Raw genomic sequence first — 24,829 nt, forward strand, 5'->3', positions numbered from 1 at the left:
CAGACGCACCCAGACGCGTGCGTCATCCGACTTGACCCGCCGCAGGTCGCATTCCTGGGGTTCGCCCGTCTAGAAGAGACGTTTCCGATGCAGGTAATACAGATCCTGATCGTCCTTGACGATGAAGCGGGAGAGCGGCTGCTTGATCAGCGCGCTTTTGGGCATCTCCAACAGCGACGCCGCGGTCAGGTTGGCCTCCAGGATCAGTCCCGTCTCGGAGAGCGTGCAATAGCCCACCGGGGCCACATCGTAGAGATCGAAATAGCGCGCTCGCACGGCGTCGATGTCCGCCTGCACCCGACGTAGCTCCTCGTTCTGCATCGTCAGCTCGATCTGATGCACCTGCAGTTCGTGGAGCGTGCGCCGGATCTCCTCGGGCGTGAGCGCGGCGAGGTCCGTCGACGAGTGCGTCGCGTCGTTCCCGATGCGCGCCTCGGCCTGCCGGCGCAGCGCCCGTGCCGCGTCCGACTCCGGGGTGTCGTGCTCGGGTCGCTGATCCCGGCGCGTCATGGGGCGCTCCCGGATCGGTTCGCCCGTTCCGTGGTGGCGATCGCGTACAGCTTCCCCGTCGCGTTGATCAAGGCGGACGCGGTCAGCCAGACGTCCAAGAGCCTCCCGTCTTTCGTCGTCCGCCGGGTCAGAAACGGCTCCGGAACTTCCGCCTGACTCAGTTGGTGGACCTTGGCCAGGGCCTCCTCGCGCAGCCCCTCGGGGATGCGGTCGCGGACGTTCATCCGCAGCGCCTCGGCCTCGCTCCAGCCAAACAGCCGCTCCGCGCCGGGGTTCCAGGCCAGGATGCGGCCATCCAGATCCTGCACGGTGATGGCATCGTTCGCGTCGCGCACCACCACGGCCAGGCGCAGCAGATCCTCGGACCGCCGCAACGCCTCGCGCGCCTGCACGATCTCGGTGAGATCGACGAAGGTGAGCACCGCGCCGTCGATCACGTTGTCGAGCGTGCGGTAGGGATGGATGCGCATCCGGTACCAGACGCCCGCCGTGGTCTGGACATCGAGCTCCTTGGGGATCAGGGTATCCAGCACCGATTGAGTATCCGCCACCAGACGATCGTAGCCCACCAGATTGGAGAGGATATGGCCCACCGGCCGACCGACATCGCTGAGGATCAGGTTGATGATCGGGGTCGCGTCGGGGGTGAAGCGCAGGATGCGCAGTTGATGGTCGACAAAGACGGTGCCGATGCCGGTGCCGGCCAGTAGATTGTTCATGTCGTTGTTGGTGCGCGACAGGTCGATCACCTTGGTTTGCAGCTCGGCGTTGACCGTGGCCAGCTCCTCGTTGACCGATTGCAGCTCTTCCTTGGAGGTCTCCAGCTCCTCGTTGGTGGACTGCAATTCCTCGTTGACCGACTGCATTTCCTCGTTCGAGGATTTCAGCTCCTCGTTGATGGTCTCCAGCTCCTCGTTGGAGGTCTGGAGGTATTGCTCTTTGGCGCGCAGTTCCTCCTTGAGCGCGGCAATGCGCGTGTCGGCGTCCTTGGCGGTGCCGTTCCTCCCGACCTCGTCGTCGCGCGTGGCCACCGGGAGCCTCGGCTCGCCTTCGCCGGATTGCGCGGGCTCCAGGACGACCAGAAACAGCGGCGCCTCGGACGTCGCGGCAGGGTCCGGCGTTACCGGACAGACGAGCAGGTTGACGCGGGTGAAAGCGCCGTTGGTTTTCACGCGGACCCCCGCCCTGCGCACGTTTTCCCGGTTCACCGCCGCCCGGCGCAGGGCCGTGGTCAGGTCGGGCCGCAGCCCTTCGCGCGCCATTTTGAGCAGATTGCTGACCCCTGGCTCGCCGGGGGTTGGCTCCAGATAGAGACCGGTGCGTCCGTGCAGATAGAGGATGTCGCCCCGCGCGTTGATCAGCGCGGCGCACGGGACGACTTCTTGCAGCAGGGTCTGTTCGGTCAGCTCGCGCAGCGGCAGTTTGATCGAGAAGGCCGCGGTTCCAGCCGCCCGAGGGGGCGTCGGATCACGCGCGGTCAGGGGCGGCACGAACCGCTCCAGGGGCAGTCGCCGCGCGGCGTAGCCATCGTCCCGGCGGCGATAGAGCTTCAGCTTACGGTCCAGCACCTCGAACAGATCGGGATACTCGCCCACCGTCTCGGACGTGCCCAGAAAGAGAAAACCGCCTGGATTCAGGGCGTAATGGAAGAGCGGAATCAGCCTTTTCTGCACCTCCCCGCCGAGATAGATGAGCAGGTTGCGACAGCTGATGAGGTCGAGCTTGGAAAAGGGCGGATCCTTGATCAGGCTGTGCTCGGAAAAGACCAGCAGGTCGCGGATGCCTTTGTGGATGCGATAGGCGTCGCCGCCGGGCTCGGCGGTGAAAAAGCACGCGAGGCGCTCCGCGGACAGGTCGGTGGCAATGCTGGCCGGATAGAGTCCGACGCGCGCGGCGGCAATCGCCCGGGCGTCGATGTCGGTGGCGAAGACCTGCACCTTGAAGCGCCGCTTCAGCGTCTCCTGACGTTCGGCGAGCAGGATGGCGAGCGAATAGGCCTCCTCGCCGGTGGAGCAGCCCACCGACCAGACGCGGATCGCGACCTCCGCCGACTTGCCGGCAAACAGCCGGGGGATCACCGCTTCCTCGAGCGCCTGGAAGGCGGCGGGGTCACGGAAAAAATTGGTGACGCCGATCAGCAGATCGCGAAAGAGCGCGTCCGACTCGGCGGGCATCTGCCGCAGATACTGCGCATAGTCATCCAGGACGGTGATCTGATGGACGGCCATGCGCCGTTCGATGCGGCGCTGGATGGTGCTCGGTTTGTACTGGGAGAAGTCGTGGCCGGTCTGGGCGCGCAGCAGGACGAAGATCTTGCGCAGACCATTGTCGCTTCGGGGCGGCGGGACCGCGCCCGACCGGGGCGGGTGGCCGAAGGCGTGGAGCGCGTAGGCGATGAGCTGGGCGGGCATCTCGGCCGGCGGCAGCTCGTAGTCCACCAATCCGGTGGCGATGGCGCTGCGCGGCATCCCGTCGTACTCGGTGGACTCGGGGGTTTGGGCCATGACCATGCCGCCCTCGCCCTTGATCGCCCGCACGCCCAGGGTGCCGTCGCTGCCGGTGCCCGAGAGCACGATCCCGATGGCACGCGCGTGCTGGTCCTGGGCGAGCGAGCGGAAAAAGAAATCGATCGGCAGGCGCCGACCTCGCGGGGCGGCGGGATCCAGGAGTTGCAGCGCGCCGTTGAGAAAGGCCATGTCGCGATTGGGCGGGATGATATAGGCGCAGTTGGGCTGCACCAGCATCCCGTCCTCGACCTCGGACACGCGCATCCGGGTATAGCGGCGGATGAGGTCGCTGAGGATGCTCTTGTGATCCGGGGCCAGATGCTGCACCAGCACGAAGGCCATGTCCGGATCGGTGTCGGCGGGCATCCCGGAGAAGAAGGCTTCAAAGGCCGCCAGCCCCCCGGCCGAGGCGCCGATACCGACGATGGGGAAGCGCTCCGGGGGCGCTTCGGCCGTCTCCGGCACCAGGCCGGGACTCTCCTCGCGCGGCGCCGGCGCGATCTTCTGATTGTTTGCCGCCATGGGTGCAATGATCCCTCTCGTCACCATCAATAGATCTTGACTCGCGGGCCCAGCCGCCGGTGTTTGCGAGCAGGAGCCGATGCGTGCCGACCGCGAGGGCCTGAGCCGGTCAGTGACGATCCGTCATCGCGTGTGCGTACTTGAGGCGGCTGTCTGCCGCAGACCCTTGAGAGGAAGATTAGCAGTAACCGCCTGGCCTGTCGTGATGGTTGCGGCTGTTCGGGGTTGGCCGAAGGGACAACTTCTTGCCTGGATTTCCACCGGTCGAAACTGGACTGGCTGTGGCTATGTCTGGATTTGCGGCCAAGTGTCGGTTGAGTCTTGAGCCGGTCAGGCGTGTTGCAGAGCAAGCAACGCTCATGCCGCACTCAACCCTTCACGCAGACGACCTGTTTGAGGGTATGTACCACCTCGACCAGGTCCGCCTGGTTGGCCATGACCTGGTCGATGTCCTTGTAGGCGCCCGGGATCTCGTCGAGTACACCCTTGTCCTTGCGGCAGATGACCCCTTGGGTCTGCGCGGCCAGATCCGCCGGCGTGAAGAGTTTCTCGGCCGCAGTGCGGCTCATCCGTCGCCCCGCGCCATGGGCACTGGAGCAGAAACTCTCGGGGTTGCCCTTGCCGCGCACGATGTAGCTGCGCGCGCCCATGCTGCCCGGGATGATGCCGAGGTCCCCTTCCCGCGCACGGATCGCACCCTTGCGGGTGACCCAGACGTCGGACCCGAAGTGGTGCTCGCGCTCGACATAGTTGTGATGACAGTTGACCACCGCCTCGGTGACCAAGAAGGGCGGCAGATGACGCGATAGCGCGGCCAGCACCAGCGCCATCATCTGCTCGCGGTTGGTGCGCGCATAGGCCTGCGCCCAAGAGACCGCGGCCACGTAGTCGTCGAAATGCTCGGTACCCTCGGGCAGGTAGGCGAGATCCCGATCGGGGAGCTGGATCATCCAGCGCTCCATGTCGCGCCGGGCCAGCTCGATGAAGTAATGGCCGATGGCGTTGCCGATGCCGCGGCTGCCCGAGTGCAGCATGATCCAGACGCGCCCGGACTCGTCGAGGCAGACCTCGATGAAATGATTGCCGCCGCCCAGGGTGCCGATCTGGTTGATCCAGTTGGAGAAGCGCCCGAAGGCCTTGAGCAGTTGCGGGTGCTTCTCGGTCAGCGCGGCGAGCGGCGCGGCGAAGGGCGTGGCCGCCTCGGTCAGCGCGCGCGCATCGGTGTGCTGGGAACGCCCCACCGGTACGTCGCGGCTGATCTGATCGAAGACCTTCTTCAACGCCCGCTCGTCGAGCCGGTCGGCACCGAGCGAGGTGCGCGCGGCGGCCATGCCGCAGCCGATATCGACCCCCACGGCGGCCGGGATGATCGCCCGGTCGGTGGCGATGACGCTGCCGATGGTGGCGCCGATGCCGGTGTGCACGTCGGGCATGGCAGCGACGTGACGATGGATGAAGGGCAGCTTGGAGAGGTTGACCAACTGCGCACGCGAGCGCTCGTCCAGCTCCTCGGTCCAGACCTTGACCGGCTTGTCGCCTTCGGTGATCACCTGCTTGATGGTCATGGGTCCTCCTGCAGCGACGGGTCAGTCGAGTCAGCGCTTCAGGCCACGAGATCGACAACCCTAAGCCGTCTCATGTGGCCGCGCAATCGGCTGTGTACACTTGATCAAGGATACAGCATGGCGCCGGGTATCGCGATTACCGAGGCGAATTGCGGAAACCCTTATGCCAGGTTGCGCATCAAGGCGCGCCTCGCCCGGGAACACGTAGGTTGTGCCGAGCCCTGCGAGGCACAACCAACCGTCGGCGGATGTCGTGCTTCCTTATCGTCAGTTGGCGCTAGATAAGGCCCTGCCGAGGTATGCACGGACAGGATGTCGAACGTCTCGACCCAGCGCAACCCGACGGCAGCGTGCTCGGTGATCGCCTGCGCTTGGGTCCTCTCGTCCTTCCTCATCTTCGCTCAACGCAGCAGGCGTTCCGCGCCGAAGTGCTCGACCTCCTCGGGATGGCGGATGACGTCGGGATCCGACCGGACGCGACGCGGCAGGGCAGCGAGCGGGACATTCTCGACGACGAAGCGCCGGCCGATGGCATTGTTGTGGAAGTCCATGGTCCGCTCGTCCGGGGTATTGCCCGGCCGCAGCTCTTGGGCATCGGTGACCTTGGTTGCGAAGACCGGGCCGAAGGTGCGGGTCAGCAGGAAGCTCCAAATCACGTGGCGCATCGCATCTTGGAGCCAAACATCATCCGGCGCGGACTGTGTCGCGAGGGTGCGTGCCTGGTCGGTCAGCATCAGGAGGACGGGCGCCCGCAGCGGGTAGAGCGATACGATCTCGATCTGCTCGGGGACTAAGTCCAGGCCCTTGGTCTGCGCGATCGCCCGGATGTCGTCTTCCCGGAAGCGCAGCTTGAAGGCCTCGCCCACGCGTTCTGTGTAGAGGTTTGCGACCCGGTCGACACCGTCGATGACGAGGATGACCTCGCCGCTGAACGCGACCTCGCCGACCGCGTGATTCTCGAAGAACAACGCCTTCAGCTTCTCGCGGATCGCATTCGCGGCCTGTCGAGGGTCACCCAGCGGAAGATCGCCGATCGCCAAGCGGACGTTGGTAAAGCGGTCGAACGGCAATTGCGGGGGGCGATCCGAAGGATCGAGGTGGACCTCCAAGCCGGTGGCCTGAATGGAGCCGCGCGAGCTGAACGGGTGGGTTAGTCGCACCTCGAGTGTCGCGATGTCGAGCTGCGAGCTCAGCTGAATCCGATCCCGTGGGCTCAGATCGAGTCGAGCCTCCAGATCGCTTAGCACGAGGCCGTTCAGCCAAGGCGAGATCCGAAGGTCCGAGAAGGCGACATCGCCCAGACCGATGCCGATCGGCGCCAACCGTGCCTGCAACGGCGGAAGTGCCTCGCGCGCGAGCGACGGCGCCAACGCCGAGGTCAGGGTCCAGAGCGCGGCCCAAAGGATCCCGACGAGCAGCAGCAGGATGATGAGTCGGTGTGTGCGTAGGTTCGAAAACTGACGACGCATGGTGAGGAGGTCGGCATCATGGGGCTCCGCGGGCGGGCGCCTCGACGGGTGGATAGCATACGGCACAATGCTCGAAATATCCGTTATGCACCGTGAGAGCGGGCCTGATCCTGGTGTTGCGGAGTCGAACCAAGTCTGCACGTCTGCACGCCTGCCGACAGCCCGGGGTCGGCCAAAAGCTGCCGCTCAACCCTATCCTTCGCCACATGGTGGAGCTGGCGCAGGTCGACCAGGTCGCGCAGCGCCACGGTGTACGAGCACATCGTGCAGGGTGGAAGGAGGGGTGAGGTCTGCTGGGACTCGCGCAAGGCGGTCACCTCATCCAGCGACAGGTACAGCGCCTCGACGCCTTCTCGGTTGAAGCGTCCGCCTCGGGTTGCGGCGCCTGCGCCGCGGGTGAGCCGGCTGGCCCACTGCGGGGTATGCGCCCGGAATAACCTGGTGCCGGGGGGCGGATCGGAGAGGATCAACCGATGCATCCAGTGCTGATGGACTCGAAGTCGCCGATCGCATCCTCGGTCCGGCCTTCCTGTACCAGTTGCAACAGGGTCTTGTGACGGAACGCAGGAATAGGTTCGTTCGTAGAGCAGCATCCGGAGAATGATCAGCTTCGGCCGATCGCGGTTCGGACTTCCTCGGGTGGACAGACCCAGCCGGTAGATGCAGGTGTTGCAGGGCTGCGATGCTCGGTCGCGACGCATCGCGCTTCGGCTGACGCGGCTGAGTTGAGATCAGCTCGATCGGATACGAAGACACGGAGCGCACGCAGGAAGGGTCTCGGATCATCCGTGCCCTCAGCGTCTCCGTGAGAGGCATTTCGAGCGGGTACCATGATGGCGGCGCTGACTGAGTCGGTGGCAAGCTAGATCGCCCGAGCGCCGGCGGTTCGAGTGATACGCCTCCGGGGGTTTATACTCGCTCGATGATTCAACTGCCCGCGGGGGTTTCACCGGTGTCGATTGCCTGATGGACCGCTTGCATGACCCTGCCGTCCTTGCCTTGCCGCATCCAGTGCGCGTGGATGCGGCGCTCGGCACGCCGATCGAAGCATCCTTGCTCGGCGGGGACGCGTTGCGGGACCGATTACGGCCCCTGTTTCTGGATCCATCGGTGACCAGCTCCTGGCTGCTGCGCAGCGTGCCCGAGCTGACGCGGTTGGCCGGGCTGCAGATGAATGCGCCGGCGAGCTACAACCTGGGTACATTCCTGTTGCTGTTGGCGCGTGCGCGCCTGCGGGTGCATGGTGACCCGATCCTCGCCGTGGCGCCCGCTCTTCAAAGGCTCTTGGGCGCAACGGATCTGACCGAGGGGTTGCCGGTGCGTTTCTTCCGTGCGCCCTATACCACGGTCTATATCGCCTTCCCGCGCCCCTGTGCGCTGCAGGTCTTCAATCGGGCGACCGGTCTGCACGAGCTCGAGGGGGCCTATGTCGGCAGCTACGAGGTGCCGCCCCACCATATCCTGCACGAACGCAAGACCCGCGGGGCTGCCTTGCGGCTGGATCCCTCGCGTCCGACCCACGTGGTCGAGCTGATCTTCACCGGCTCGCCGATCGGCAAGCGTTATGCGCTCGATGATGCCTCACAGGACGTGACCCTGTTCATCCAAGACGAGGACGAGTGTCTGAGCGCCATGCTCGCGCGGCACAACGCCTACTATGCCGCGCCACGCGGCGAGGATGCCGGAGTGTTGCCGCCGCTGCCGGTCGAGATCGCCTGTGCGACTGCCGCGATCTCGGAGCTGGCCAAGGTGCTGCTGTACCTGAACCTTCCCGATGCGGAGAAGCTGATGGTTACCGAGCGGAGCGACCTGGAGCAGCGCCTGCGGGGTCTCGGGCCGAGAAAGGCGGCGAAGATCGGCCGCAAGTTGACCACGGCCTATGACCGGATCCTGATCGGGCCGAGTGCTCTTCCGGAAGGCTTGGGTGGAGCAGGGCAGGGCGGGTTCCTGCCGCGCGGGACCGACCGGCACGTAAAGCCGCATTGGCGGCGCGGACACTTCCGGCGGATCCGCTATGGCGAGGGGTTGGCGGAGAGCCGGCTAGGGTGGATTCAGCCGGTGTTGGTTAACGCGGGGGAGCTGGTCGGGGCCGGTGCAGCGTCGGTGAAGACCAAGCCGTATGTGGTGAGGTAGAGCGGGCAGGGCCCGGCCGCACGCCCCGGGTACGCCGACTTCAGTCGGCACCCCGGGGAGGCGGACTTCAGTCCGCCGCGCGGGCGCGCTCGGGAGACGTCTCGAAGGAGCTTAGCGTGAGGTCGAGCACCCCGACCTTCTCCTCGTCGCCTCCCATCAAACTCTCGCCGATGCCCTCGAAGAGCTCACGAATTCGCTCCCGTGAAGGTGAGATCCACGAACCGCAGGACATCGCCGCGGTTCAGCGCACACACCCGGCGCTTGTAGGTGATTTCTGCAAACTTCCATACCCGTAGGTTGTGCTGACGATAGGAGGCACAACTTGCGCCTACGGTCGGTTGTGCCTCGCACGGCTCGGCACAACCTACGCCCTTGGCATAAAGGTTTCCGGAATTCGCCTTAGGCGTCGAGCTCGCCGGCCGCATAGATCCCGCCGGTCAGCCGCGCCCGGACCAGTCGCGTGCGAACTGCCAGGCCGTCCGACCGCTGCGCGAGCCGCGGCGCAAGGCCCACTGGAGAGCGGCACGCTCGAGCGTCTCGCGTGCAGCGGCTTCGGAAATTGAAGACCGCCTTGATCAGCGAGGATTTGCCGGTCCCGCGAGAGCCCCACAAAAGGACGTTGTTGGCCCCGCGACCGGCGAGGAACGCACGGTATTGCGCTCGATCTCGGCCTTCTGCCGATCCAGACAGAGCAGGTCGCCGAGGTCGATCCGATGCGGAGCGGGCACCGCCTGCAACCAACCGCGATCGCCGCGGCGGCGCCACCGAAAGGCGTGGGCGTCCCAGTCCGGGGACTCGGTGCCGCCTGGCAGCAACACCGCGAGACGCTCCATCAGGGTCTCTGCGCGTTGGAGGAGTCGTTTCTTGGCACCCATCTCGTTAGTAACGTGTCAGTAATCAGTTGAGCACCGAATCTGATCGTTGTCGATTACGATTACGATTGCGACAACGACAACGACAACGACAACGACAATGACAACGACAACGAAAGCGCGACCGAGCGAGGCAGGACATCCGCCGGAGCCTGCACGGATGCATCCTGTCGCAAGGCGCGATGCAGCCGAAGATCCTCCAGCCGCAACGGTCGTCCGACTGCGAAGCCTTGGGCATAGTCCACGCCCATCGTGCGAAGTCGCTCGACCAGCTTCGGGGTCTCGGCCCATTCGGCGATTGTCTTCATGCCCAAGACATGCCCGATATGGTTGATCGACGAGACGAGTGCGCGATCAACCGGGTTCGTCTCCAGATTGCGCACGAAGCTCCCGTCGATCTTGAGATAGTCCACCGGCAGGAACTTCAGATAGGCATAGGAGGCGAAGCCCGTTCCGAAATCGTCGATCGCGAAGGATGTCCCGAGTGCGCGCATCTCCTGCATGAAGGTTCGTGCGCGGCGCAGATCCGCGACGGCGGCGGTCTCCGTGATCTCGAAGCAGATGCTGGCGTAGGGAACCGCGTACTCGGCGAATTGACGTTTGAGATAGGCGGTGAAGCCGTCGTCCATCAGCGTGGTCCCGGACAGATTGATCGCGAGCATGAAGCGATCCGGAACCGCCTCGTGCCAAGCGGCAAGTTGCTCGGATTGGTGGGAGAAGACATGCGTGACGATCCATCGGTCGATCGTCGGCATGAGAATGTGGCGCTCGGCCGCCGCGATGAAGGTGTCCGGCACCACGGCGTTGCCCTTCTCATCCTGCATCCGGGCCAGGATCTCGTAGTGGACCGGCTCGTTGGTGCCGTTGAGCGCTTGGATCGGCTGAGCCATGATCCGGAATCGCCCGTCGTTCAGCGCACGGCCGATCGCGGGCACCAAGGCCAGATCTCCGCGGTGCCGGATGCTCTCGGCATCGCGATGGCCGTAGACATGGATCCGATCGCGACCCTGATGTTTGGCGGCACGGCAGGCGAGATCGGCCTGTCCGAGCGCATCGACGGCACCGACCTTCGCAGGGTCGAACGCGACAAGGCCGATGCTGAGCGTAATGTCGAAAGAACGTTCCTGCCAGGTGAAGAGAAAGTTGCGGGTCGTGCGAATCAGATCTTCGCAGAGCCCCTTCGCATGATTTGCCGCATCCCCGACGAAGAGGGCGACGATCTCGTCTCCGCTCAAGCGGGCCAGGGCGGTTGCGGCGGCCAATTTGGTCTTGACGATCTGCCCGAGCTGTTCGAGGACCTTGTTGCCGGCGGCGTGGCCGAAGGTGTCGTTGATCACCTTGAAACGGTCGATGTCGATCAAGCAGAGCGCATGTTTGGGGTGCTCCGCGCTGCGCAGCGGTGCGACGGCACCGAGGATACGCTCGAAGGTCGGTCGGTTCTGAAGCCCCGTCAGCGGGTCGCGCTGCTCGAGGAATTCCATGCGTTGCCCGCTGCGCTCGGACTCGGTCAAGTCCTCGACGATCAGCAGTCGGAAATCCTCCCCGTCGAGCGTCAAGGGCCGGGTCAGCACGCGCATCGGGAGCCGCCGATCGTCCGCGCGCACGCCGTTGAGGTGCAGAACGCGCGGTGAGAGCTTGGTGCTCGCCCGCGAGCCATCGACCGCATCCGACTGCCGCAGATCCGGGATCAGGATCTCGATCGGTAAGGCCAGGGTCTCTTCGGCGAGGCGTCCGAAAAGGATCTCGGCGGCCGGATTGAACAAGCGGATTCGGCCGTCGATGTCGGTCAGGATCACCCCGTGCGAGACGGTTCCGAGCAGCGTGCGCAAGGTCTCTCCGGCCGCACTCAGATCGGAGAGGTCGCGCAGCTCGGCGCGAGAGAGCACACGGAAACGCAAATAGAAGAAGAGTGTGATTGCCGCCGTTGCCGTCGCGGCGACCAGCGCGAGGACCAATGCAACCCCGAGCTCGGCGGGTTGATTGCTCGCATCGTCCGCGATCGCGGACAGCCGCTCGCGATAGTCCCAGGCGACCAGGCCTAAGGTCAGGAGGCTGCCGCTCAGGGCGATCAGAAAGCCCCGAGTGGCCGAGCGCGTGGAGGCGGGAACAACCGGCCAGGGTTTCCAGTGTTGCCGAATCAATCGGTTCAGACGCAGACTCATGGTCGGGCGCAGACGGCCCCGTGGCCGTCTAGGCGGTAAGCCTCCGATATTTGAGCCGGTGCGGCTGATCCGCCTCGGTGCCCAAGCGCCGATGCCGGTCGGCCTCGTAGTCGGCATAGTTGCCTTCGAACCAGGTCACCTGCGAGTCGCCCTCAAAGGCCAGGATGTGGGTCGCGATCCGATCCAGGAACCAGCGATCATGACTGATCACCACCGCGCAGCCCGGGAAGGTCAACAGCGCCTCTTCGAGCGCACGCAGGGTCTCGACATCCAGATCGTTGGTGGGCTCGTCGAGCAGCAGGAGGTTGCCGCCGCTCTTCAAGAGTTTCGACAGATGGACGCGGTTGCGTTCCCCGCCGGAGAGATCGCCGATGCGCTTTTGCTGATCGGTGCTCTTGAAGTTGAAGCGGCTGCAATAGGCGCGCGAGGACATCTCGTAGCGACCGACCACGATGTTGTCGGCCCCGTCGGAGATCTCCTCCCAGACGCTTTTGCTGTCGTCGAGCGCATCACGACTTTGATCGACATAGGCGATCTGAACGGTCTCGCCGATGCGCAGGTTGCCGGCGTCGGGTGTCTCCTGACCGGTCAGGATGCGGAAGAGCGTGGTTTTGCCCGCGCCGTTCGGGCCGATGATGCCGACGATGCCGCCCTTGGGGAGGGTGAAGGAGAGGTTGTCGTAGAGCAGATTGTCGCCGTAGGCCTTCTTCAGCCCATCGGCCTCGATCACCATGTCACCCAGACGCGGGCCGGGCGGGATGTAGATCTCGTTGGTCTCGTTGCGCGCCTGAAATTCCTGCGACTGCAGCTCGTCGAACCGGGCCATGCGCGCCTTGCTCTTGGCGTGGCGGCCCTTCGGGTTGGAGCGCACCCATTCCAGCTCGTGTTTCATGGACTTGATGCGGGCCTGCTCCTGCTTCTGCTCTAGCTCCAGTCGCTGCTCTTTCTGCTCCAGCCAAGAGGAATAGTTGCCCTCCCAGGGGATGCCGTGTCCGCGGTCGAGCTCCAGGATCCAGCCGGCAACATTGTCCAGGAAGTAACGGTCATGGGTGACGGCCACGACGGTGCCGGGATACTCGTGCAGGAAGCGTTCGAGCCAGGCGACGGATTCGGCGTCCAAGTGGTTGGTCGGCTCGTCGAGGAGCAGCATGTCGGGTTTGGACAGCAGCAGACGGCAGAGCGCGACTCGGCGACGCTCCCCGCCCGAGAGCTTGGTCACGTCGGCATCCCAAGGCGGGAGACGCAGCGCATCGGCGGCGACCTCCAGCGTGCGCTCCAGGTTGTGTCCGTCGGTGGCCTCGATTAGGTTCTCGAGATCGGCCTGCTCTTTGGCCAGGGCGTCGAAGTCCGCATCCGGCTCCGCATAGGCCGCGTAGACCGCGTCGAGCCGCTCCAAGGCCGCCGTGATGTGGCCGAGCGCCTCCTCGACGTTGCCGCGCACGTCTTTGGTTGCGTCGAGCCCCGGCTCCTGCGACAGGAAACCGATCTTGATGCCGGGCTGGGGACGCGCCTCGCCCTCGATCTCGGTATCGAGACCGGCCATGATCTTGAGCAGGGTCGACTTGCCCGAGCCGTTCAGACCGAGCACGCCGATCTTGGCACCCGGGAAGAAGGACAGCGAGATATCGCGCAGGATGACGCGCTTGGGCGGCACGATTTTGCCGACCCGGTTCATTGTAAAGATGTATTGAGCCATGGATTCGGGGGTCTTTGCTTCGGGACGATGCCGTCGAGGAACTGGATTTCGCGAGGAATGCGCGGTGGTGCGCGGCGTCGGTCGTGACCGGTATAGGGGCCGACCGCTTCTGGGTGACATTCTGCGCCGGCCTTCTGGAAATGTCCAAGGTGTGGACTGGGCTCATGCGTTTAGAATAACGACGAACAGGCGCGCCCGAAGAGGCGATGCCGTCCCCCATGTGCACCAAGGATCAACCCGATGGGCGAGACAAGCATTCCCGTGGTCGGCTTCGTCGCCCCGAGCGGGACCGGCAAGACTACCTTGATCCGGCGGGTCGTCGCCGTCCTCGGCGGTCGTGGTCTGCGTGTCGGTTACCTCAAGCATGCACACCATCGCTTCGACCTGGACGTGCCGGGCAAGGACAGCTACGAGGTGCGCGAGGCGGGTGCGCATCAGACCCTGCTTGCCTCCAAGGCGCGCTGGGCGTTGCAGGTCCAAAATCCGGTGCAGGGCGAGGACCCGGATCTTCGTCGGATGCTCGCGCGATTCGAGCTCGAGCGACTCGATCTGGTCCTTGTGGAAGGCTTCAAGCATGCGGCCTATCCGAAGATCGAGGTCCATCGCCCGTCCACCGGGGAAGCGCCGCTCTACCCCGGAGATTCGGACATCATCGCCGTGGCCACCGACGCGCCCCTCGCGGTCGAGCCGCCGCTCGTTGTCCTCCCTCTCGACACACCCGATACCGTTGGCGATTTCATCCTGTCCCGCATCCAAGACATCCGCTTGCGCATCCCTGCCCACACCCAACAAATGCCGTAGGATGGGTAGAGCGAAGCGAAACACATCCTTCCCGCTCCCACGTCTCAGTCCCAGCCCAGCCCGAGCGCAGCGAAACCCATCCCCGCGGCAGCCCCTGCGCCGTCACGCCGCCCGGATGTGCAAGCTCGCCCCGAAGCCAAAGAACGGATCCAGGTCAGCCCCGAAAGATGACTACTTCTCCGCCGTCAGATAAGCGATCCACCCGGCGTCCGGCTCCCCGCTTTCGACCGGCACGAAGACGCCGTCCGGCTTGCCGTGCGCATCCCAACCTTGCCAATAGACCATCACGCGCGAAAAACCGGCTACCGCCAACAACTCGCGGATCTCCGGCAAGGTCCACAGGCGCCAATCGTAGCTGAAGGCACGCGGCCATTCCGATCCGTCGTCGAAACGAAAATGGATATGACAGACCAGTCTGCCGGTCACGGGCTCGTACAGAGCCTGCTCCCATATATAGGTGAAGCCGCCGCCCTGCGGATCCTCCACGCGCCGCTCCTCGGTCAACAGGCGAAAGGTGTCGTAACCCCCGAAGGCGTCGAGAAAGAAGATGCCGCCCACAGCCAAGGCGTCGCGTACCCGCTCGAAATAGCGCAGCAGATGGCAGCGGTCGCGGAGCAGCCAGTAGCTGCAATTCATCGCCAACAGGATATCGGGGGAGGGCGTCTCGACCTCGCGGACATCCCCCTCGATCAATGCGACACGCGCCTGTGCGGTCGCGTCCATCGCCGCAAGGTTATGACGTTGCCCCCACGCGAGGGCATCGGGATCAAAGTCGACGCCGCAGGCCCGATTGCGTTTGCGCCGACCCACCCACTCGCAGCACACCGCCGCCGTTCCGCAGAAGTCCTCCCGCAGCAAGCGGGCGCTTCGTCCGCGTAATTGCCGAAAGGTGCGGTCGACGAAGTCGATCTCCGTTCGCGGGTTCTGGACTGCAAGCTGATACAGGCGGTAACGATCGGCAACATCTGCCATCGCCGGATGCCCCGGATCCTTTCGGGAAACCATGTTTTTGTGGATTTCTCTTTGGAGGTGGATTTCGGAAAGGACATTCCCCGTCGCATAGGGATCGTCCTTCCAGTCTTTTTGCCTGATTTGAACGCAATCATAACTTCCTGTACTCTACGCTGCTCGCGGACCGGAGCATGGCGACAGGAGAGCAATCCTCCCACCGGCTCGATCGCGATTTCCCGTGGAGAGGTGTCCGAGTGGCTTAAGGAGCACGCCTGGAAAGTGTGTATAGGTTAACAGCCTATCGAGGGTTCGAATCCCTCCCTCTCCGCCACTCACTTAGAAAAAATAAAATAAAAACAATAGCTTAAGATTCAGAAAGTCCCGTATAAACCATACTGCCCCCAAAAATGCCCCCAACCAAAACGTTCGATCTACGGAGCCGTTCATAGGGGCGTCTCGGATCACGAACACGCTTCATCCTTGCCCTGGCGCCTGCCTGACGGCCATGCTTGCCCCCATAGCTTGGCGACGCTGACGTAACGGGTCTCGTGTCCACCACGTCGCGGCAATCCGGCATCGACCCAATGTCCGGGGTGGCACCGCAACGACATTTTCCTGACGAGTCTCTGTGGACTGCGTGGCCCTCCCTGCACGATCCCCAGCACATGGTACGCCGCGCGTGTTGCATTTGCGGATGCGAGCGCCGCGAACCGTTCTGTGCGCCGGTCTCGGGAGATGGCGTTCCGACTTCCGGGGTGCCGCTTTAGGATCCTCGGAGCCCGCACCGGCGGAGCAGCGCTACTCTCGCAATTGTATGCCCGAACTCAACTGGCGCCGCCGTTCGCAGAAAGGGGTTCGGCCCTTGGCTCAGTCAATTCGAATCGCTGGTCTTTGCGGAACATCTCGGACTGTTCGGTTCAAGCATCCGGGCTGCGATTCGGAAACGGCGTCGAGCTGTGCCGTCGCCTCCCCGGGCGTGCTCTCGGTCTGCCGTGGATGCTCGCTGCGAGGCAAGGAAAGCGGAGAGAAACCGACCGGCCCTGGTAGCCGTCGGCCCGAGCCGGTTGCCTACCCGACGAAGGGCGCAGCAGAGGGGGCGGCGAAGGCAACTTACAGAGCACATCCGTCACGCCGTGAAGTCTTTGCGGGCCTGTCGAACCCGGCAGATCACAACGTCGTGTCGGGTCCGGCTGGGCCTTTAGAGTGGACCGGGTTTGTGTCAGCCTGTCGTCTGGGAGCGCGTCCGTCCGGCGGCCGGATGCACCTGGACGGAATTACGAGCGACACGCAACACCTCCGATGAAGATCGCAGCGATTCGGTCCCGGTTGCCCTCGTTCCTCTTTGACGACGGATCCGAAGGCGGCGCCGAACCCTCGTCCCCGGCCTGCATGCAGATATAGACGGATCCTTCGGCGAGTACTGCCGGTTTCGCTGCCGTAGGGCCGCGGGTGTCGAACCGAGAGCGGCGCCGAGCTTGATCTGTCCCTGGGCCTCTCGTTTGTGAAACAGCACTTGGTTCTGCCGCACCGGTCCGAAAGCTGCCGTCCCGCGGCCGCAGTGCGGCTTTGCTCTGCGATCGCCCCGTCTGCTGGGTCAGCCTGCTCGACGTGACGTCGGCGCTTGCGGCGCGGCGGAGGCCGGCGTGACGGCGTGCGCGCGTTCATCTGCGACGAGACCGAAGGTCGATCGTCGCGCATGGATGCCCGAGACCAGGGTGCGCAGCTCGTCGTCGGTGACGGCGCGGATCAGCGCGGCGAGTACCGCTTCGATGTCATGCTCGGGCCAGGCGGCCGCGCGTGCACCGAGCGCGATCGGACGTGGAAACAGTCCGGCGGCGATGCGGGCATACACTACGGAACGGCTGTAGCCGGTGCGCTCGAGCACGGTTCGCAAGCGCAGCACAGAGGTCGGCATGTAACGTCTCCAAATGAAGTAAGCGGTTCGATTGGCGCTTCGGCGCGCCGGGATTGGACTGGGCGCCAAGATGGATTCAAAGGCGATCGCTCGGGTTGCAGGGTGAACGGGGGGCCGACGTCAGGGATCTGTTGTCGTGATGTGATCCTTGTGATTCCCGGCCGGAGGTGAATGCACGGCTTCGTCGGGTGGCCGGCGATCAGCCCCATCGCGCGACGGCCGAGACATCTTCAACGCACAAATCGGACAGTCCACCGCCCGGCGCGAGAACGCCCCTGCCACGTAGGGGATCGCGCAGCGCTCGCAGGTGCGGAAGAGCACGAGCCCCGTGGTCAGGTCGCGGGCAATCACCCAGCCCTGATTGATGTCGAGGGGGGCGCCGAGCGTGTCGGATGCGGCCAGCCGCACCATCTGCTCCAGATAGAGGCGATGCCCCGTGAGCAGCGCCTCGATGTCGATGCTCCGCTGAACCGCCGCGCCGCCGAAGGCACGATACAAGCCTGCGAACACCGACGCGTTGGCCTGCCGCCGCGCCGAGCCGAGGAGACTGCCGGTGCTCGGCAGTTGACCGGGCAAAGGCTTGCAGCCGTGAATCTCGCGGTGGAGGGTGCGCAGCACGGCCGGGCGCAGACCGCTGATCCGCCCGACGAGCGAGGTGCGCATGCCGCGCCGGATCAAGGTAATCGCCAACTGCGTCCTGGCATGGTGCTGAAGTCTCACGGTTGGGCGACCTCCTCGGCGGCGAGCAGAATCACCTGTAGCCCCAGCCCGAGTGCGGACGGCCCGGTCGTGCGAAGACGGTCCTGCAGCCAGCACACGCGAAAGCGCGGTCGAAACAACAGCACCCCCGAAGCGGCCAGTTCGCGCAGCATCGCGAGCGAGGCGTGACGCAGGATGTCCAGCACTTCCCGGTCCAGACCATAGACCAAGACCGCCTTTTCGGTGTCCGAACGGGCCAACTCGCGTGCGCCGAGCAGCCACATCAGGTTCAGGGTATCGACCTCGCAATCGTGGTTCGGCGCAGGGTTGGACCGGGGTGGCTCCAGGTCGGGGGCCGAGGGTGTGTCCGTCATCGTCGTTCTCACGGCAGAAAAACATGTCGATAGTGTTATAATCGTGCTGATAAAGCGATCTTGTCAAACATAAAAGCGTAAGAAGCGCCATTATAAGCGCTATAAAGCGATTTCTCGGCACTCGACTCGGGTGGTATGACCATGGCGACGGACAATCAAGATTCTGATTTACTTAGAGAAGCCTGCTGGGATGCTGCCGGGTTCGCGACGCGCCTGGCACAGGCCAAGGGCATGCTGTCCACGAAGGCGTTCGCGCAAAAGTGCGGTATCTCCGAGAGCATCTTCCGCAAGTACCTCGCGGGCGTGAGCGTTCCGGGGGCGGACAAGCTGGTCGATATCGCCCGCGTGGCCGGTGTGTCCCTGCTCTGGCTGGCGACCGGACAGGGGCGTGCCGAGGACGGCACGGATGCGCTGGTCCGGGGTCCGGTCGACGTGATGTTGCTGGAAACCCTGCTCGAGTCCGTCGAAGCCGGACTCGACGAGATCGGCGCCACCTTGACGCCGACGAAGAAGGCCAAGCTGGTCACGGCGCTCTACAGCCTCTATCGCAGCAGCGAGGATGTCCGCAAGGCGCCGGTGTTGGAGCTTGTCAGGCTGGCGAGCTGAGCGTGACCGAGTGCACGGTTCAGCGAATCCGCCCCGGAATGACGGCTGCACGCCCCGTTTTTGCGTTGACCCGGTCGATGCCTCGGGCGACGATCCGTCGCGTTCGACACGATGTACCGACTTCGGATCACGGAACAGCGGAGGTTTTTTCCATGCTCGACAACAGTGATGAAATCCGTTCCACAATTCGCGGGATCATGGGCGACAGCGTGCCCAAGCCCAGGCCGTCGGAGGCGATGCCGGCGGTGAGCATCGATATCGGCGGCATCAATCTCAGTCTGATCAGTCTTACGATCGCGACGATGCTCGAATCGTCCTGATCCGACGACGGCTGCTCGTGCGCGAGCGGCCGCGTGTCTGTCGGGCGACGATTGCCGATGCGGCCCGGTCGCGACGGTACCGCGCAGCCTCGCGCGCCCTCGGCAGAGCACACCTTCCGGCGATTGCGCGGGCGATCGGGCCGTCCGTCCATCCACCGCATGGAACCGGCGGAAAGCGCCAAGCCCGCGCCAGCCGTCATCCCCCTGTTCGTCTCCTGCTGTTCGGGTGCCGGGCCGCCCCGGCTCGGCGCGCTGCGCCACGTCGCTCCCGATGGCCGCTAAAAAACCCAAAACACGCGAAAGGCGTCGAAAAGCGTCATCTTGAGCGGCTTCGCCGCGCACGCAATCGGCCTACCATTTGTTCAGCGTTCGAGGACGCTTTCCGCACCGGCCCACGCTTCGACCACGCTGCCGGCGGGACGGTCTCGAGCGCATGTTCCATGTCGGCGGCGGCAGCGTCACGGTCTGCCCGGTCCGCCGGCCCGGATATCACAGACAACGATTCGGAGCCCGGAATGAACAGCACCATCGGAGGAAACCTCCGTCACCTGCGCAGGCGATCCGGTCGGACCCAAGCCGAGGTGGCCAAGCGCGCCGGAACCTCGCAAGCCTGGATCTGCCGCATCGAGACCGGCGACGCCAACCCGACCCTCGCCAGCCTGCGCCGCATCGCCCGCGCTCTGGATGTCCAGGTCGTGGATCTGCTGCAACGCCGCCCCGAGCAGGGGCGCCCGACATGAGCCGAGCGGCACGCGATTGGGCTTGGGACTGCCGCGGACTGACGCTCGCTCAGCGGCTGGTGCTGCTCGCGCTGGCCGAGTATGCCGACGAACGGGGAGAGCAGTGCTTCCCCTCCCTCGCACTCCTGGAATGGATGACGGAGCTCAGCCGCCGCGGCATCACCAAGGCCCTGGGCGGGCTCGATGGCACCCTGATCGAGCGCGCGAGAGGCGGACCCGGACGAGCGACTCACTACCGGCTTCTGCTGTCCGCCTCGCAGCAGGATCAAGGGTGCCAGTGGAATAGGGATCCCAGCGCCCTATCCGGGAGGAGGGAACAGCGTGCCTTAGGGAACACCGTGCCCATGGGTCGGGAACCCGGTTCCGTCGGTAGGGAACAGAGTTCCTCTTTGATCGGGAACACAGTTCCCCCGGACCGGTATATGAACCGTCATGGAACCGTCAGTGAGCCGTCAGTGCTGTTCGGCGACGACGCTTCCGCACCGGAACGCCCCGGCATCCGCGGGGGAGGGCGCACCCCCATCCCGCCCGACTGGCAACCCAGTCAACGGGTCTTCGACTGGGCCGCCAAGCACGGCATGACCCGCACCTGGGCCGCGGCTCAGGTCGACGAATTCGTCGTCTACTGGACGGACACCGGCACACAACGCGACAGCTGGGACGCGACCTTCATCAACCGACTGCGGACCCTGCAGGCAAGCGACGCGACGAGGCAAGACCATGAGCCGGAGCCCCGATTGGCCGACAAGGACTACAGCGTCGGGGCCACCCCCCTCGATCAGATCCCTTGGCTCATCCCCGATCCTCTCGGCTGAGGATCTGGCCGCTGTCGGGCGAGCCGAGGTCGACCAACTCGCCGCCGAGCGGCTCCGAGCGGCCCAGGCACACCTCGAGCGGGCCGTCGGGAGCTGTGGGATTCCGCGCCGCTTCCTGGACCGGACCTTCGATGGCTATGTGGCGCACACCCGGGCACAGCGAGAGGCCCTGGCGGTGTGCAGCGGCTACGCACAACGCTTCGAGGCGCTCAGACAGCGGGGCAGCTCGCTGTTGCTGGTCGGCGGACCCGGGACCGGCAAGACCCATCTCGCCTGCGCAATCCTCACCGAGGTAATCCGCACCGGCCGCACCGGGCTCCTGATGTCCATCTCCGGGGCGCTGCGGATGCTGCGCGACGCCTACTCGCCGGTCGCCAAGCGCTCAGAGATCGAGAGCTTCGCCCTGCTCACGACCCCGGACCTGCTCGTGCTCGACGAAGTCGGTGTGGCGATCGGCACCGACGCCAAGCGCCGTGCCATGCTCTTCGACGTGCTCAATGCCCGCTACGGGGAGATGCGCCCCACCATCCTGATCGGCAACCTGACCGCCGCCGAGATGGAGATCTACCTTGGGGAGCGCATCATGGAACGGTTGCTGGAGACCGGTTCCCCCATCGTGTCGTTCACCTGGCCGAGTTATCGGCGCAGCGGGGGTGCCTTTTGATGCGCTCCGGGATCGGGTGCGTGCGGATCTTCTCCGGAGAGAGGTGACTCACGCTGTCGCAGGAAGGGCGCTTCGGGAGACTCCGGCCATGCAATGCTCTCCGCGGGCGCAACATGCACATCGGACCGCGTGCTCCGACCGTCTGTCATGAAGGAGCCCGTGGTATCGATCACTGCCGCGGCGATCCCGATGCCGCCCGGTCGATCCCCTCCCCCGGGCTCGGACCCATCTCGGACAAGTCACTCTGCCGTTCGCTCGATCGATCGCACGCTCGCGCAGATCGTCCGCCATGGCCGGACGATTGGCCTTGTGATCGGGATAGATCTCGTCGCGAAAGGTCCTGCCGGGCTCGTCGAAGACCACGCAGATATAGTCCGGCCGATGCTCGTCGATGAGCTTGCGCAGCATGCTGACGACACCCATCCGCACCCCGATGGCCTCGCCTTTGGAGTTGGTCAGTTTGGGCAGCGCGTGATAGGCGCTGAAGAGATACCCTGAGGCATCTACCAGGATCAAAGGGTAGCGTGTTGCCATGGAGGTCTCGTCGGGGAGTCGGAGCGATGAGGCGAACGGTAGCACAGGAGCGCCCGTCCGACTCTCGATCGGATACCGAACACCGCTCGGAGAACCGCCGACGCGGCTCTTCTCGGGTGTGGCTTCTCAACCCGGTGCGTCGCGCCGGTGAGCGCGATGGGGTGGTCGATCTCGGGTCACTCCCGGCGTATGCCGACGGACAGTCCGCTGATGGCGGCGGCCTGATCGGGCGGGACTTGGGCCTCGAGATGAAGGATGGCCCCCGGCTCGAGCCGCGGCCCGCGGGCCAGGCGGAAGACGAGGCTCTCGCTGGCGGTGCCGTCTGCGAGTCCGATCCGCGCGACCACGGGGACGGGCGCGCCGGACGGGACCTGCCAGGGGGTTGGGTCCGGGATCGGAGCGACGATCTTGAGCAGGACATCGCATCGCCCGGACCCTCGATCGAAGCTCTGATGCGTGACGTTGAATGGATCCCGGCTCAACGCGGCATCGAAGCTCCAGTGGATGTCGCCGGCCTTTGACGGCGCAGCGGCGGAGGCTCCCGAGCTCGGCCCGGATTCGAGCTGCTGCAGACGACGCGCCAACTCATCGACACGCTGCTCAAGCGCTTGCAGGCGCGACGCTCCGGCCGTCGGATCGGCGTCGCTTTGGACGCCCGGCTCGGTTGATGGCGGTGCCGCCGGCGCGACTCCGGGCAGCATCAGTCCGACCAGTCCGACCAGTGGGATCTGGGCAAGATGCCGCTTCGCGCGGCTTGAGTACGCTCGAGTCATGCTGTTCCCTCGATCTGCTTGATCGCTCAGGTGAACATATCCGAGGTGATGTTGCGGAACCAGTCCAACGCGAACTGTTGCTCGAGTGCGCGGGTTCGGGCATCCGCGTCGGCCGGCGAGACCCCGCCCGCACCGGGAATGTCCACGATGCGCCCCTCTTCGAGCCGATAGACACCCGCGACCGAGATGCCGTGCTCGGGCGCGATGATGCTGTAGCAGGTGTTGACATAGGACGGCGCGGGTGCAGCTTCGCCGTTGATCGCGGCGACGATGGCGGCAGCGCAGACCTTGCCCTGCGAGTTGGCCGAATAGCCCGATTTTGGCATGGCCCCGGCGATACAGGCATCGCCGATCACATGGATGTCTTTGTGGATCGAAGACTCGAAGGTCCGCTGATCGACCGGACACCAGCCCGATTCATTCGCAAGTCCTGCGGTTTGCGCGAGGGTGCCGGCCTTCTGATGCGGGATCAGGTTGATCACGTCGCCCTTAAATTCCTCGAACGACCCCATTAAAGTACGGGTCTCGGGATCGATCGCCTCGATGATGCCGCCCTGCGCCCCCGAGACCCATTCGATCATGTCGCCGTAGTGCTCCTGCCAACCGGCCTGGAAGAGGCCCTGTTTGGAGAAGGCGTCCTTGGCGTCGAGGATCAGGATCTTGGATTTGGGCTTGTGGGTCGAGAAGTAGTGCGCGACCTGTGCGGCGCGCTCGTAGGGGCCCGGCGGACAGCGGAATGGATTCGGCGGCGCGACGATGTAGAAGACGCCGCCGTCCTCCATCGCTTCCAACTGTCTGCGCAGGATTTCGGTTTGTTTGCCGGCCTTCCAGGCGTGGGGGATTCGCTCGGCGACCGCCTCGGACATGCCTTCGATCGCGCCCCAGTCGTAATCGACGCCGGGCGAGACGATCAACTTGTCGTAGTTGTAGCGGTTGCCGCTCGCGCCTTTGACGAAGTGTTGTGCCGGGTCGATCTCGACGACGGTGTCCTGCATCACGGCGATACCGCGCCGAGTCAGCCCACGGTAGTCGAAGGTGAGGCTGGCCAGGTCGCGCTCGCCGCCGAGCACCTCGTTGCTGAGCGGACAGGAGACGTAGGCCGCTTCCTTTTCGATCAAGGTGACGCGGAGGTCCGGGTCCGACATCCGCAGATACTTGGCCGCGATGGCGCCGCCGTAACCGCCGCCGACCACCACCACACGGGCCTTCGGCGGGGTTGCGGCGTGGACGGCGAGCGACGGAGCGCCAAGCACGGCGGCCGTGGACAGCATGGAGGACTGCAGAAAGGTTCTACGGGTCAGTGTTTTCATCTCGTCGATCCTCCTATTTCTGACTCTCGTAGAAATGGGCCAAGGCCGCGATCTCCGCGTCCGAGAGATCCGCGACGCGGTTCCTCATCTTGCGCGGGTGGCAGCGCTCCCCGTCGCGACAGGCCTGCATGGCGTACTCCAGATAACCCGCCCATTGTCCGGCCATGCGCGGCGATTCCTTGTCCTGAGAGCGCCCGCCGTCTTGATGACAGCTCTCGCAATAGCGTTCGTGCAGGGCCGGGGCCTCGGCGAGTTGATCCGCGACGGCGACACGGTCGGTGGAAACCCAAGGCTGCGCGGCGTAGAAGCTTGCGATCGCGCTGATCTCTTGGTCGCCATAGCCCTGCATGATGCGGCCCATGATGGTCGAGGGTCGCCGACCGGTTTTGTAGTCGGTGAGCACCGCGACGAGATAGCCCTTGTCCATCCCGCCGATGGTGGGCATGACCTCCCCGGCGCTTGCGCCGAGCGTGCCGTGACAGCCCGCGCAGGTGTTGGCGAGCATGCCTTCGGAGCGGACCTCCTCGGCATGGAGCGGCAGGCTCGGGAGCGTCCCGATCAGGAGCGCGACGCACAGGGCGTGGCTCCGCGTGGATACTGGCATGGCACTCTCTCCTTTGGGTCGACAGGCCTCCGGGTTGCGGATGTCGAGATGGTTGCGACCGGAGGATCATTGTTGTTTTCGCAGCACCTTGAACGACTCCCGAGGGATCGGCCTTGATGTAGATCAAGGCCGATCCGTTCCGGAATCGGCATCGGCGGCACGGTGGGCGGTCCATCCGGCGCAAGTCCGATCGGAGGCAGTGTATTGACAAAGATCAACCATCCATCAACCGTTTGCTAAATTTGACTTGGATCAAGGACGCCAGGAAATCCTCTCGGCATCGTCCG

The 24,829-nt window shown here is 64.9% G+C and carries 24 protein-coding genes, 1 tRNA gene and 1 pseudogene; 8 read left to right on the forward strand and 18 right to left on the reverse strand.

The window, feature by feature from the left end; all coding sequences use genetic code 11:
- Positions 1-69: 69 nt before the first annotated feature.
- The 5 genes from AADX97_RS12355 to AADX97_RS12375 form a co-directional block, all read right to left on the reverse strand.
- Positions 70-510: a PAS domain-containing protein gene (locus AADX97_RS12355; protein ID WP_374236173.1), complete on the reverse strand. Its 441-nt coding sequence runs from the start codon at positions 508-510 to the stop codon at positions 70-72.
- Positions 507-3,539, reverse strand: coding sequence for a chemotaxis protein CheB (locus tag AADX97_RS12360; protein ID WP_374236174.1), 3,033 nt, complete (start codon positions 3,537-3,539; stop codon positions 507-509). The genes AADX97_RS12355 and AADX97_RS12360 overlap by 4 nt, the downstream gene beginning before the upstream one ends.
- A 368-nt stretch (positions 3,540-3,907) precedes the next feature.
- Positions 3,908-5,104 carry an RtcB family protein gene (locus tag AADX97_RS12365; RefSeq protein ID WP_374236175.1) on the reverse strand — a complete coding sequence of 399 codons (1,197 nt, stop codon included), beginning with the start codon at positions 5,102-5,104 and terminating at the stop codon, positions 3,908-3,910.
- Between the two features lie 401 nt (positions 5,105-5,505).
- Positions 5,506-6,573: a DUF6973 domain-containing protein gene (locus AADX97_RS12370; RefSeq protein WP_374236176.1), complete on the reverse strand. Its 1,068-nt coding sequence runs from the start codon at positions 6,571-6,573 to the stop codon at positions 5,506-5,508.
- Positions 6,574-6,656: 83 nt separating this feature from the next.
- On the reverse strand, positions 6,657-7,043 hold the full coding sequence (locus AADX97_RS12375) for an RES family NAD+ phosphorylase (RefSeq protein WP_374236177.1): 387 nt from the start codon (positions 7,041-7,043) through the stop codon (positions 6,657-6,659).
- A gap of 496 nt (positions 7,044-7,539) precedes the next feature.
- Here AADX97_RS12375 and AADX97_RS12380 point away from each other — a divergent pair, with 496 nt between their 5' ends.
- On the forward strand, positions 7,540-8,706 hold the full coding sequence (locus AADX97_RS12380; protein ID WP_374236178.1) for a hypothetical protein: 1,167 nt from the start codon (positions 7,540-7,542) through the stop codon (positions 8,704-8,706).
- 67 nt (positions 8,707-8,773) lie between these two features.
- Here the strand turns inward: AADX97_RS12380 and AADX97_RS12385 are convergent, their stop codons facing one another.
- The 5 genes and pseudogenes from AADX97_RS12385 to ettA all read right to left on the reverse strand — a co-directional run bounded on the left by AADX97_RS12385 (position 8,774) and on the right by ettA (position 13,436).
- Positions 8,774-8,938: a hypothetical protein gene (locus AADX97_RS12385; protein WP_374236179.1), complete on the reverse strand. Its 165-nt coding sequence runs from the start codon at positions 8,936-8,938 to the stop codon at positions 8,774-8,776.
- A 205-nt stretch (positions 8,939-9,143) separates the two neighbouring features.
- Entirely contained in the window at positions 9,144-9,266 is a 123-nt protein-coding gene (locus AADX97_RS12390) for a DUF815 domain-containing protein (RefSeq protein WP_374236208.1), read from the reverse strand.
- Positions 9,267-9,324: 58 nt separating this feature from the next.
- A pseudogene (locus AADX97_RS12395) lies at positions 9,325-9,581 on the reverse strand (DUF815 domain-containing protein); the annotation flags it as partial.
- A gap of 59 nt (positions 9,582-9,640) precedes the next feature.
- Positions 9,641-11,740, reverse strand: coding sequence for an EAL domain-containing protein (locus AADX97_RS12400; RefSeq protein WP_374236180.1), 2,100 nt, complete (start codon positions 11,738-11,740; stop codon positions 9,641-9,643).
- 28 nt (positions 11,741-11,768) lie between these two features.
- Positions 11,769-13,436, reverse strand: a complete 1,668-nt coding sequence (gene ettA / locus AADX97_RS12405) for an energy-dependent translational throttle protein EttA (RefSeq protein WP_374236181.1) — start codon at positions 13,434-13,436, stop codon at positions 11,769-11,771.
- Positions 13,437-13,676: 240 nt separating this feature from the next.
- On the opposite strand from ettA, the gene mobB reads away from it, so the two are divergent.
- Positions 13,677-14,237 carry a molybdopterin-guanine dinucleotide biosynthesis protein B gene (gene mobB / locus AADX97_RS12410; protein ID WP_374236183.1) on the forward strand — a complete coding sequence of 187 codons (561 nt, stop codon included), beginning with the start codon at positions 13,677-13,679 and terminating at the stop codon, positions 14,235-14,237.
- Between the two features lie 171 nt (positions 14,238-14,408).
- Here the strand turns inward: mobB and AADX97_RS12415 are convergent, their stop codons facing one another.
- Complete coding sequence (locus AADX97_RS12415) at positions 14,409-15,209, reverse strand: class I SAM-dependent methyltransferase (protein WP_374236185.1); 801 nt, start codon at positions 15,207-15,209, stop codon at positions 14,409-14,411.
- 219 nt (positions 15,210-15,428) lie between these two features.
- Here AADX97_RS12415 and AADX97_RS12420 point away from each other — a divergent pair.
- Positions 15,429-15,519, forward strand: a tRNA-Ser gene (locus AADX97_RS12420).
- Positions 15,520-16,782: 1,263 nt separating this feature from the next.
- Here the strand turns inward: AADX97_RS12420 and AADX97_RS12425 are convergent.
- The 3 genes from AADX97_RS12425 to AADX97_RS12435 all read right to left on the reverse strand — a co-directional run bounded on the left by AADX97_RS12425 (position 16,783) and on the right by AADX97_RS12435 (position 18,176).
- Positions 16,783-17,103 carry a helix-turn-helix transcriptional regulator gene (locus tag AADX97_RS12425; RefSeq protein ID WP_374236186.1) on the reverse strand — a complete coding sequence of 107 codons (321 nt, stop codon included), beginning with the start codon at positions 17,101-17,103 and terminating at the stop codon, positions 16,783-16,785.
- 120 nt (positions 17,104-17,223) lie between these two features.
- Positions 17,224-17,823 (reverse strand): FlhC family transcriptional regulator, encoded by a 600-nt coding sequence (locus tag AADX97_RS12430; protein WP_374236187.1) that lies wholly within the window; start codon positions 17,821-17,823, stop codon positions 17,224-17,226.
- Positions 17,820-18,176: a flagellar transcriptional regulator FlhD gene (locus AADX97_RS12435; RefSeq protein ID WP_374236188.1), complete on the reverse strand. Its 357-nt coding sequence runs from the start codon at positions 18,174-18,176 to the stop codon at positions 17,820-17,822. Before AADX97_RS12435 ends, AADX97_RS12430 begins: the two co-directional genes overlap by 4 nt.
- Before the next feature lie 141 nt (positions 18,177-18,317).
- Here AADX97_RS12435 and AADX97_RS12440 point away from each other — a divergent pair, with 141 nt between their 5' ends.
- From AADX97_RS12440 to AADX97_RS12460, 5 genes are all read left to right on the forward strand, one after another.
- Positions 18,318-18,782, forward strand: coding sequence for a helix-turn-helix transcriptional regulator (locus AADX97_RS12440; protein WP_374238754.1), 465 nt, complete (start codon positions 18,318-18,320; stop codon positions 18,780-18,782).
- A 152-nt stretch (positions 18,783-18,934) separates the two neighbouring features.
- Positions 18,935-19,102: a hypothetical protein gene (locus AADX97_RS12445; protein ID WP_374236190.1), complete on the forward strand. Its 168-nt coding sequence runs from the start codon at positions 18,935-18,937 to the stop codon at positions 19,100-19,102.
- 515 nt (positions 19,103-19,617) lie between these two features.
- On the forward strand, positions 19,618-19,842 hold the full coding sequence (locus tag AADX97_RS12450) for a helix-turn-helix domain-containing protein (RefSeq protein WP_374236191.1): 225 nt from the start codon (positions 19,618-19,620) through the stop codon (positions 19,840-19,842).
- On the forward strand, positions 19,839-20,657 hold the full coding sequence (locus AADX97_RS12455; RefSeq protein WP_374236192.1) for a DnaT-like ssDNA-binding domain-containing protein: 819 nt from the start codon (positions 19,839-19,841) through the stop codon (positions 20,655-20,657). The genes AADX97_RS12450 and AADX97_RS12455 overlap by 4 nt, the downstream gene beginning before the upstream one ends.
- 139 nt (positions 20,658-20,796) lie before the next feature.
- Positions 20,797-21,321 (forward strand): ATP-binding protein, encoded by a 525-nt coding sequence (locus AADX97_RS12460; protein ID WP_374236193.1) that lies wholly within the window; start codon positions 20,797-20,799, stop codon positions 21,319-21,321.
- Between the two features lie 48 nt (positions 21,322-21,369).
- Here AADX97_RS12460 and AADX97_RS12465 read toward each other — a convergent pair whose 3' ends face one another.
- The 4 genes from AADX97_RS12465 to AADX97_RS12480 all read right to left on the reverse strand — a co-directional run bounded on the left by AADX97_RS12465 (position 21,370) and on the right by AADX97_RS12480 (position 24,542).
- Positions 21,370-21,855, reverse strand: coding sequence for a hypothetical protein (locus tag AADX97_RS12465; RefSeq protein WP_374236194.1), 486 nt, complete (start codon positions 21,853-21,855; stop codon positions 21,370-21,372).
- A 176-nt stretch (positions 21,856-22,031) separates the two neighbouring features.
- Positions 22,032-22,628: a hypothetical protein gene (locus AADX97_RS12470; protein WP_374236195.1), complete on the reverse strand. Its 597-nt coding sequence runs from the start codon at positions 22,626-22,628 to the stop codon at positions 22,032-22,034.
- 26 nt (positions 22,629-22,654) lie between these two features.
- A complete protein-coding gene (locus AADX97_RS12475) occupies positions 22,655-23,938 on the reverse strand; it encodes an NAD(P)/FAD-dependent oxidoreductase (protein WP_374236196.1) in 1,284 nt (427 codons plus the stop codon).
- Between the two features lie 13 nt (positions 23,939-23,951).
- Positions 23,952-24,542 (reverse strand): cytochrome c, encoded by a 591-nt coding sequence (locus AADX97_RS12480; protein ID WP_374236197.1) that lies wholly within the window; start codon positions 24,540-24,542, stop codon positions 23,952-23,954.
- Positions 24,543-24,829 lie beyond the last annotated feature (287 nt).

Origin of the sequence: Thiocapsa sp. C2-2m, from assembly GCF_041903745.1 — a bacterium.
In the GTDB taxonomy this organism is placed as follows: domain Bacteria; phylum Pseudomonadota; class Gammaproteobacteria; order Chromatiales; family Chromatiaceae; genus Thiocapsa; species Thiocapsa roseilacustris.

Excerpts from the sequence above, each read along its gene's own strand:
- AADX97_RS12355 (WP_374236173.1), bottom strand. The coding sequence starts at position 510 with ATGACGCGCCGGGATCAGCGACCCGAGCACGACACCCCGGAGTCGGAC.
- AADX97_RS12360 (WP_374236174.1), bottom strand. The coding sequence starts at position 3,539 with ATGGCGGCAAACAATCAGAAGATCGCGCCGGCGCCGCGCGAGGAGAGT.
- AADX97_RS12365 (WP_374236175.1), bottom strand. The coding sequence starts at position 5,104 with ATGACCATCAAGCAGGTGATCACCGAAGGCGACAAGCCGGTCAAGGTC.
- AADX97_RS12370 (WP_374236176.1), bottom strand. The coding sequence starts at position 6,573 with ATGCGTCGTCAGTTTTCGAACCTACGCACACACCGACTCATCATCCTG.
- AADX97_RS12380 (WP_374236178.1), top strand. The coding sequence starts at position 7,540 with ATGGACCGCTTGCATGACCCTGCCGTCCTTGCCTTGCCGCATCCAGTG.
- AADX97_RS12385 (WP_374236179.1), bottom strand. The coding sequence starts at position 8,938 with ATGTCCTGCGGTTCGTGGATCTCACCTTCACGGGAGCGAATTCGTGAG.
- AADX97_RS12400 (WP_374236180.1), bottom strand. The coding sequence starts at position 11,740 with ATGAGTCTGCGTCTGAACCGATTGATTCGGCAACACTGGAAACCCTGG.
- ettA (WP_374236181.1), bottom strand. The coding sequence starts at position 13,436 with ATGGCTCAATACATCTTTACAATGAACCGGGTCGGCAAAATCGTGCCG.
- mobB (WP_374236183.1), top strand. The coding sequence starts at position 13,677 with ATGGGCGAGACAAGCATTCCCGTGGTCGGCTTCGTCGCCCCGAGCGGG.
- AADX97_RS12415 (WP_374236185.1), bottom strand. The coding sequence starts at position 15,209 with ATGGCAGATGTTGCCGATCGTTACCGCCTGTATCAGCTTGCAGTCCAG.
- AADX97_RS12425 (WP_374236186.1), bottom strand. The coding sequence starts at position 17,103 with ATGCCGACCTCTGTGCTGCGCTTGCGAACCGTGCTCGAGCGCACCGGC.
- AADX97_RS12435 (WP_374236188.1), bottom strand. The coding sequence starts at position 18,176 with ATGACGGACACACCCTCGGCCCCCGACCTGGAGCCACCCCGGTCCAAC.
- AADX97_RS12440 (WP_374238754.1), top strand. The coding sequence starts at position 18,318 with ATGGCGACGGACAATCAAGATTCTGATTTACTTAGAGAAGCCTGCTGG.
- AADX97_RS12445 (WP_374236190.1), top strand. The coding sequence starts at position 18,935 with ATGCTCGACAACAGTGATGAAATCCGTTCCACAATTCGCGGGATCATG.
- AADX97_RS12450 (WP_374236191.1), top strand. The coding sequence starts at position 19,618 with ATGAACAGCACCATCGGAGGAAACCTCCGTCACCTGCGCAGGCGATCC.
- AADX97_RS12455 (WP_374236192.1), top strand. The coding sequence starts at position 19,839 with ATGAGCCGAGCGGCACGCGATTGGGCTTGGGACTGCCGCGGACTGACG.
- AADX97_RS12465 (WP_374236194.1), bottom strand. The coding sequence starts at position 21,855 with ATGGCAACACGCTACCCTTTGATCCTGGTAGATGCCTCAGGGTATCTC.
- AADX97_RS12470 (WP_374236195.1), bottom strand. The coding sequence starts at position 22,628 with ATGACTCGAGCGTACTCAAGCCGCGCGAAGCGGCATCTTGCCCAGATC.
- AADX97_RS12475 (WP_374236196.1), bottom strand. The coding sequence starts at position 23,938 with ATGAAAACACTGACCCGTAGAACCTTTCTGCAGTCCTCCATGCTGTCC.
- AADX97_RS12480 (WP_374236197.1), bottom strand. The coding sequence starts at position 24,542 with ATGCCAGTATCCACGCGGAGCCACGCCCTGTGCGTCGCGCTCCTGATC.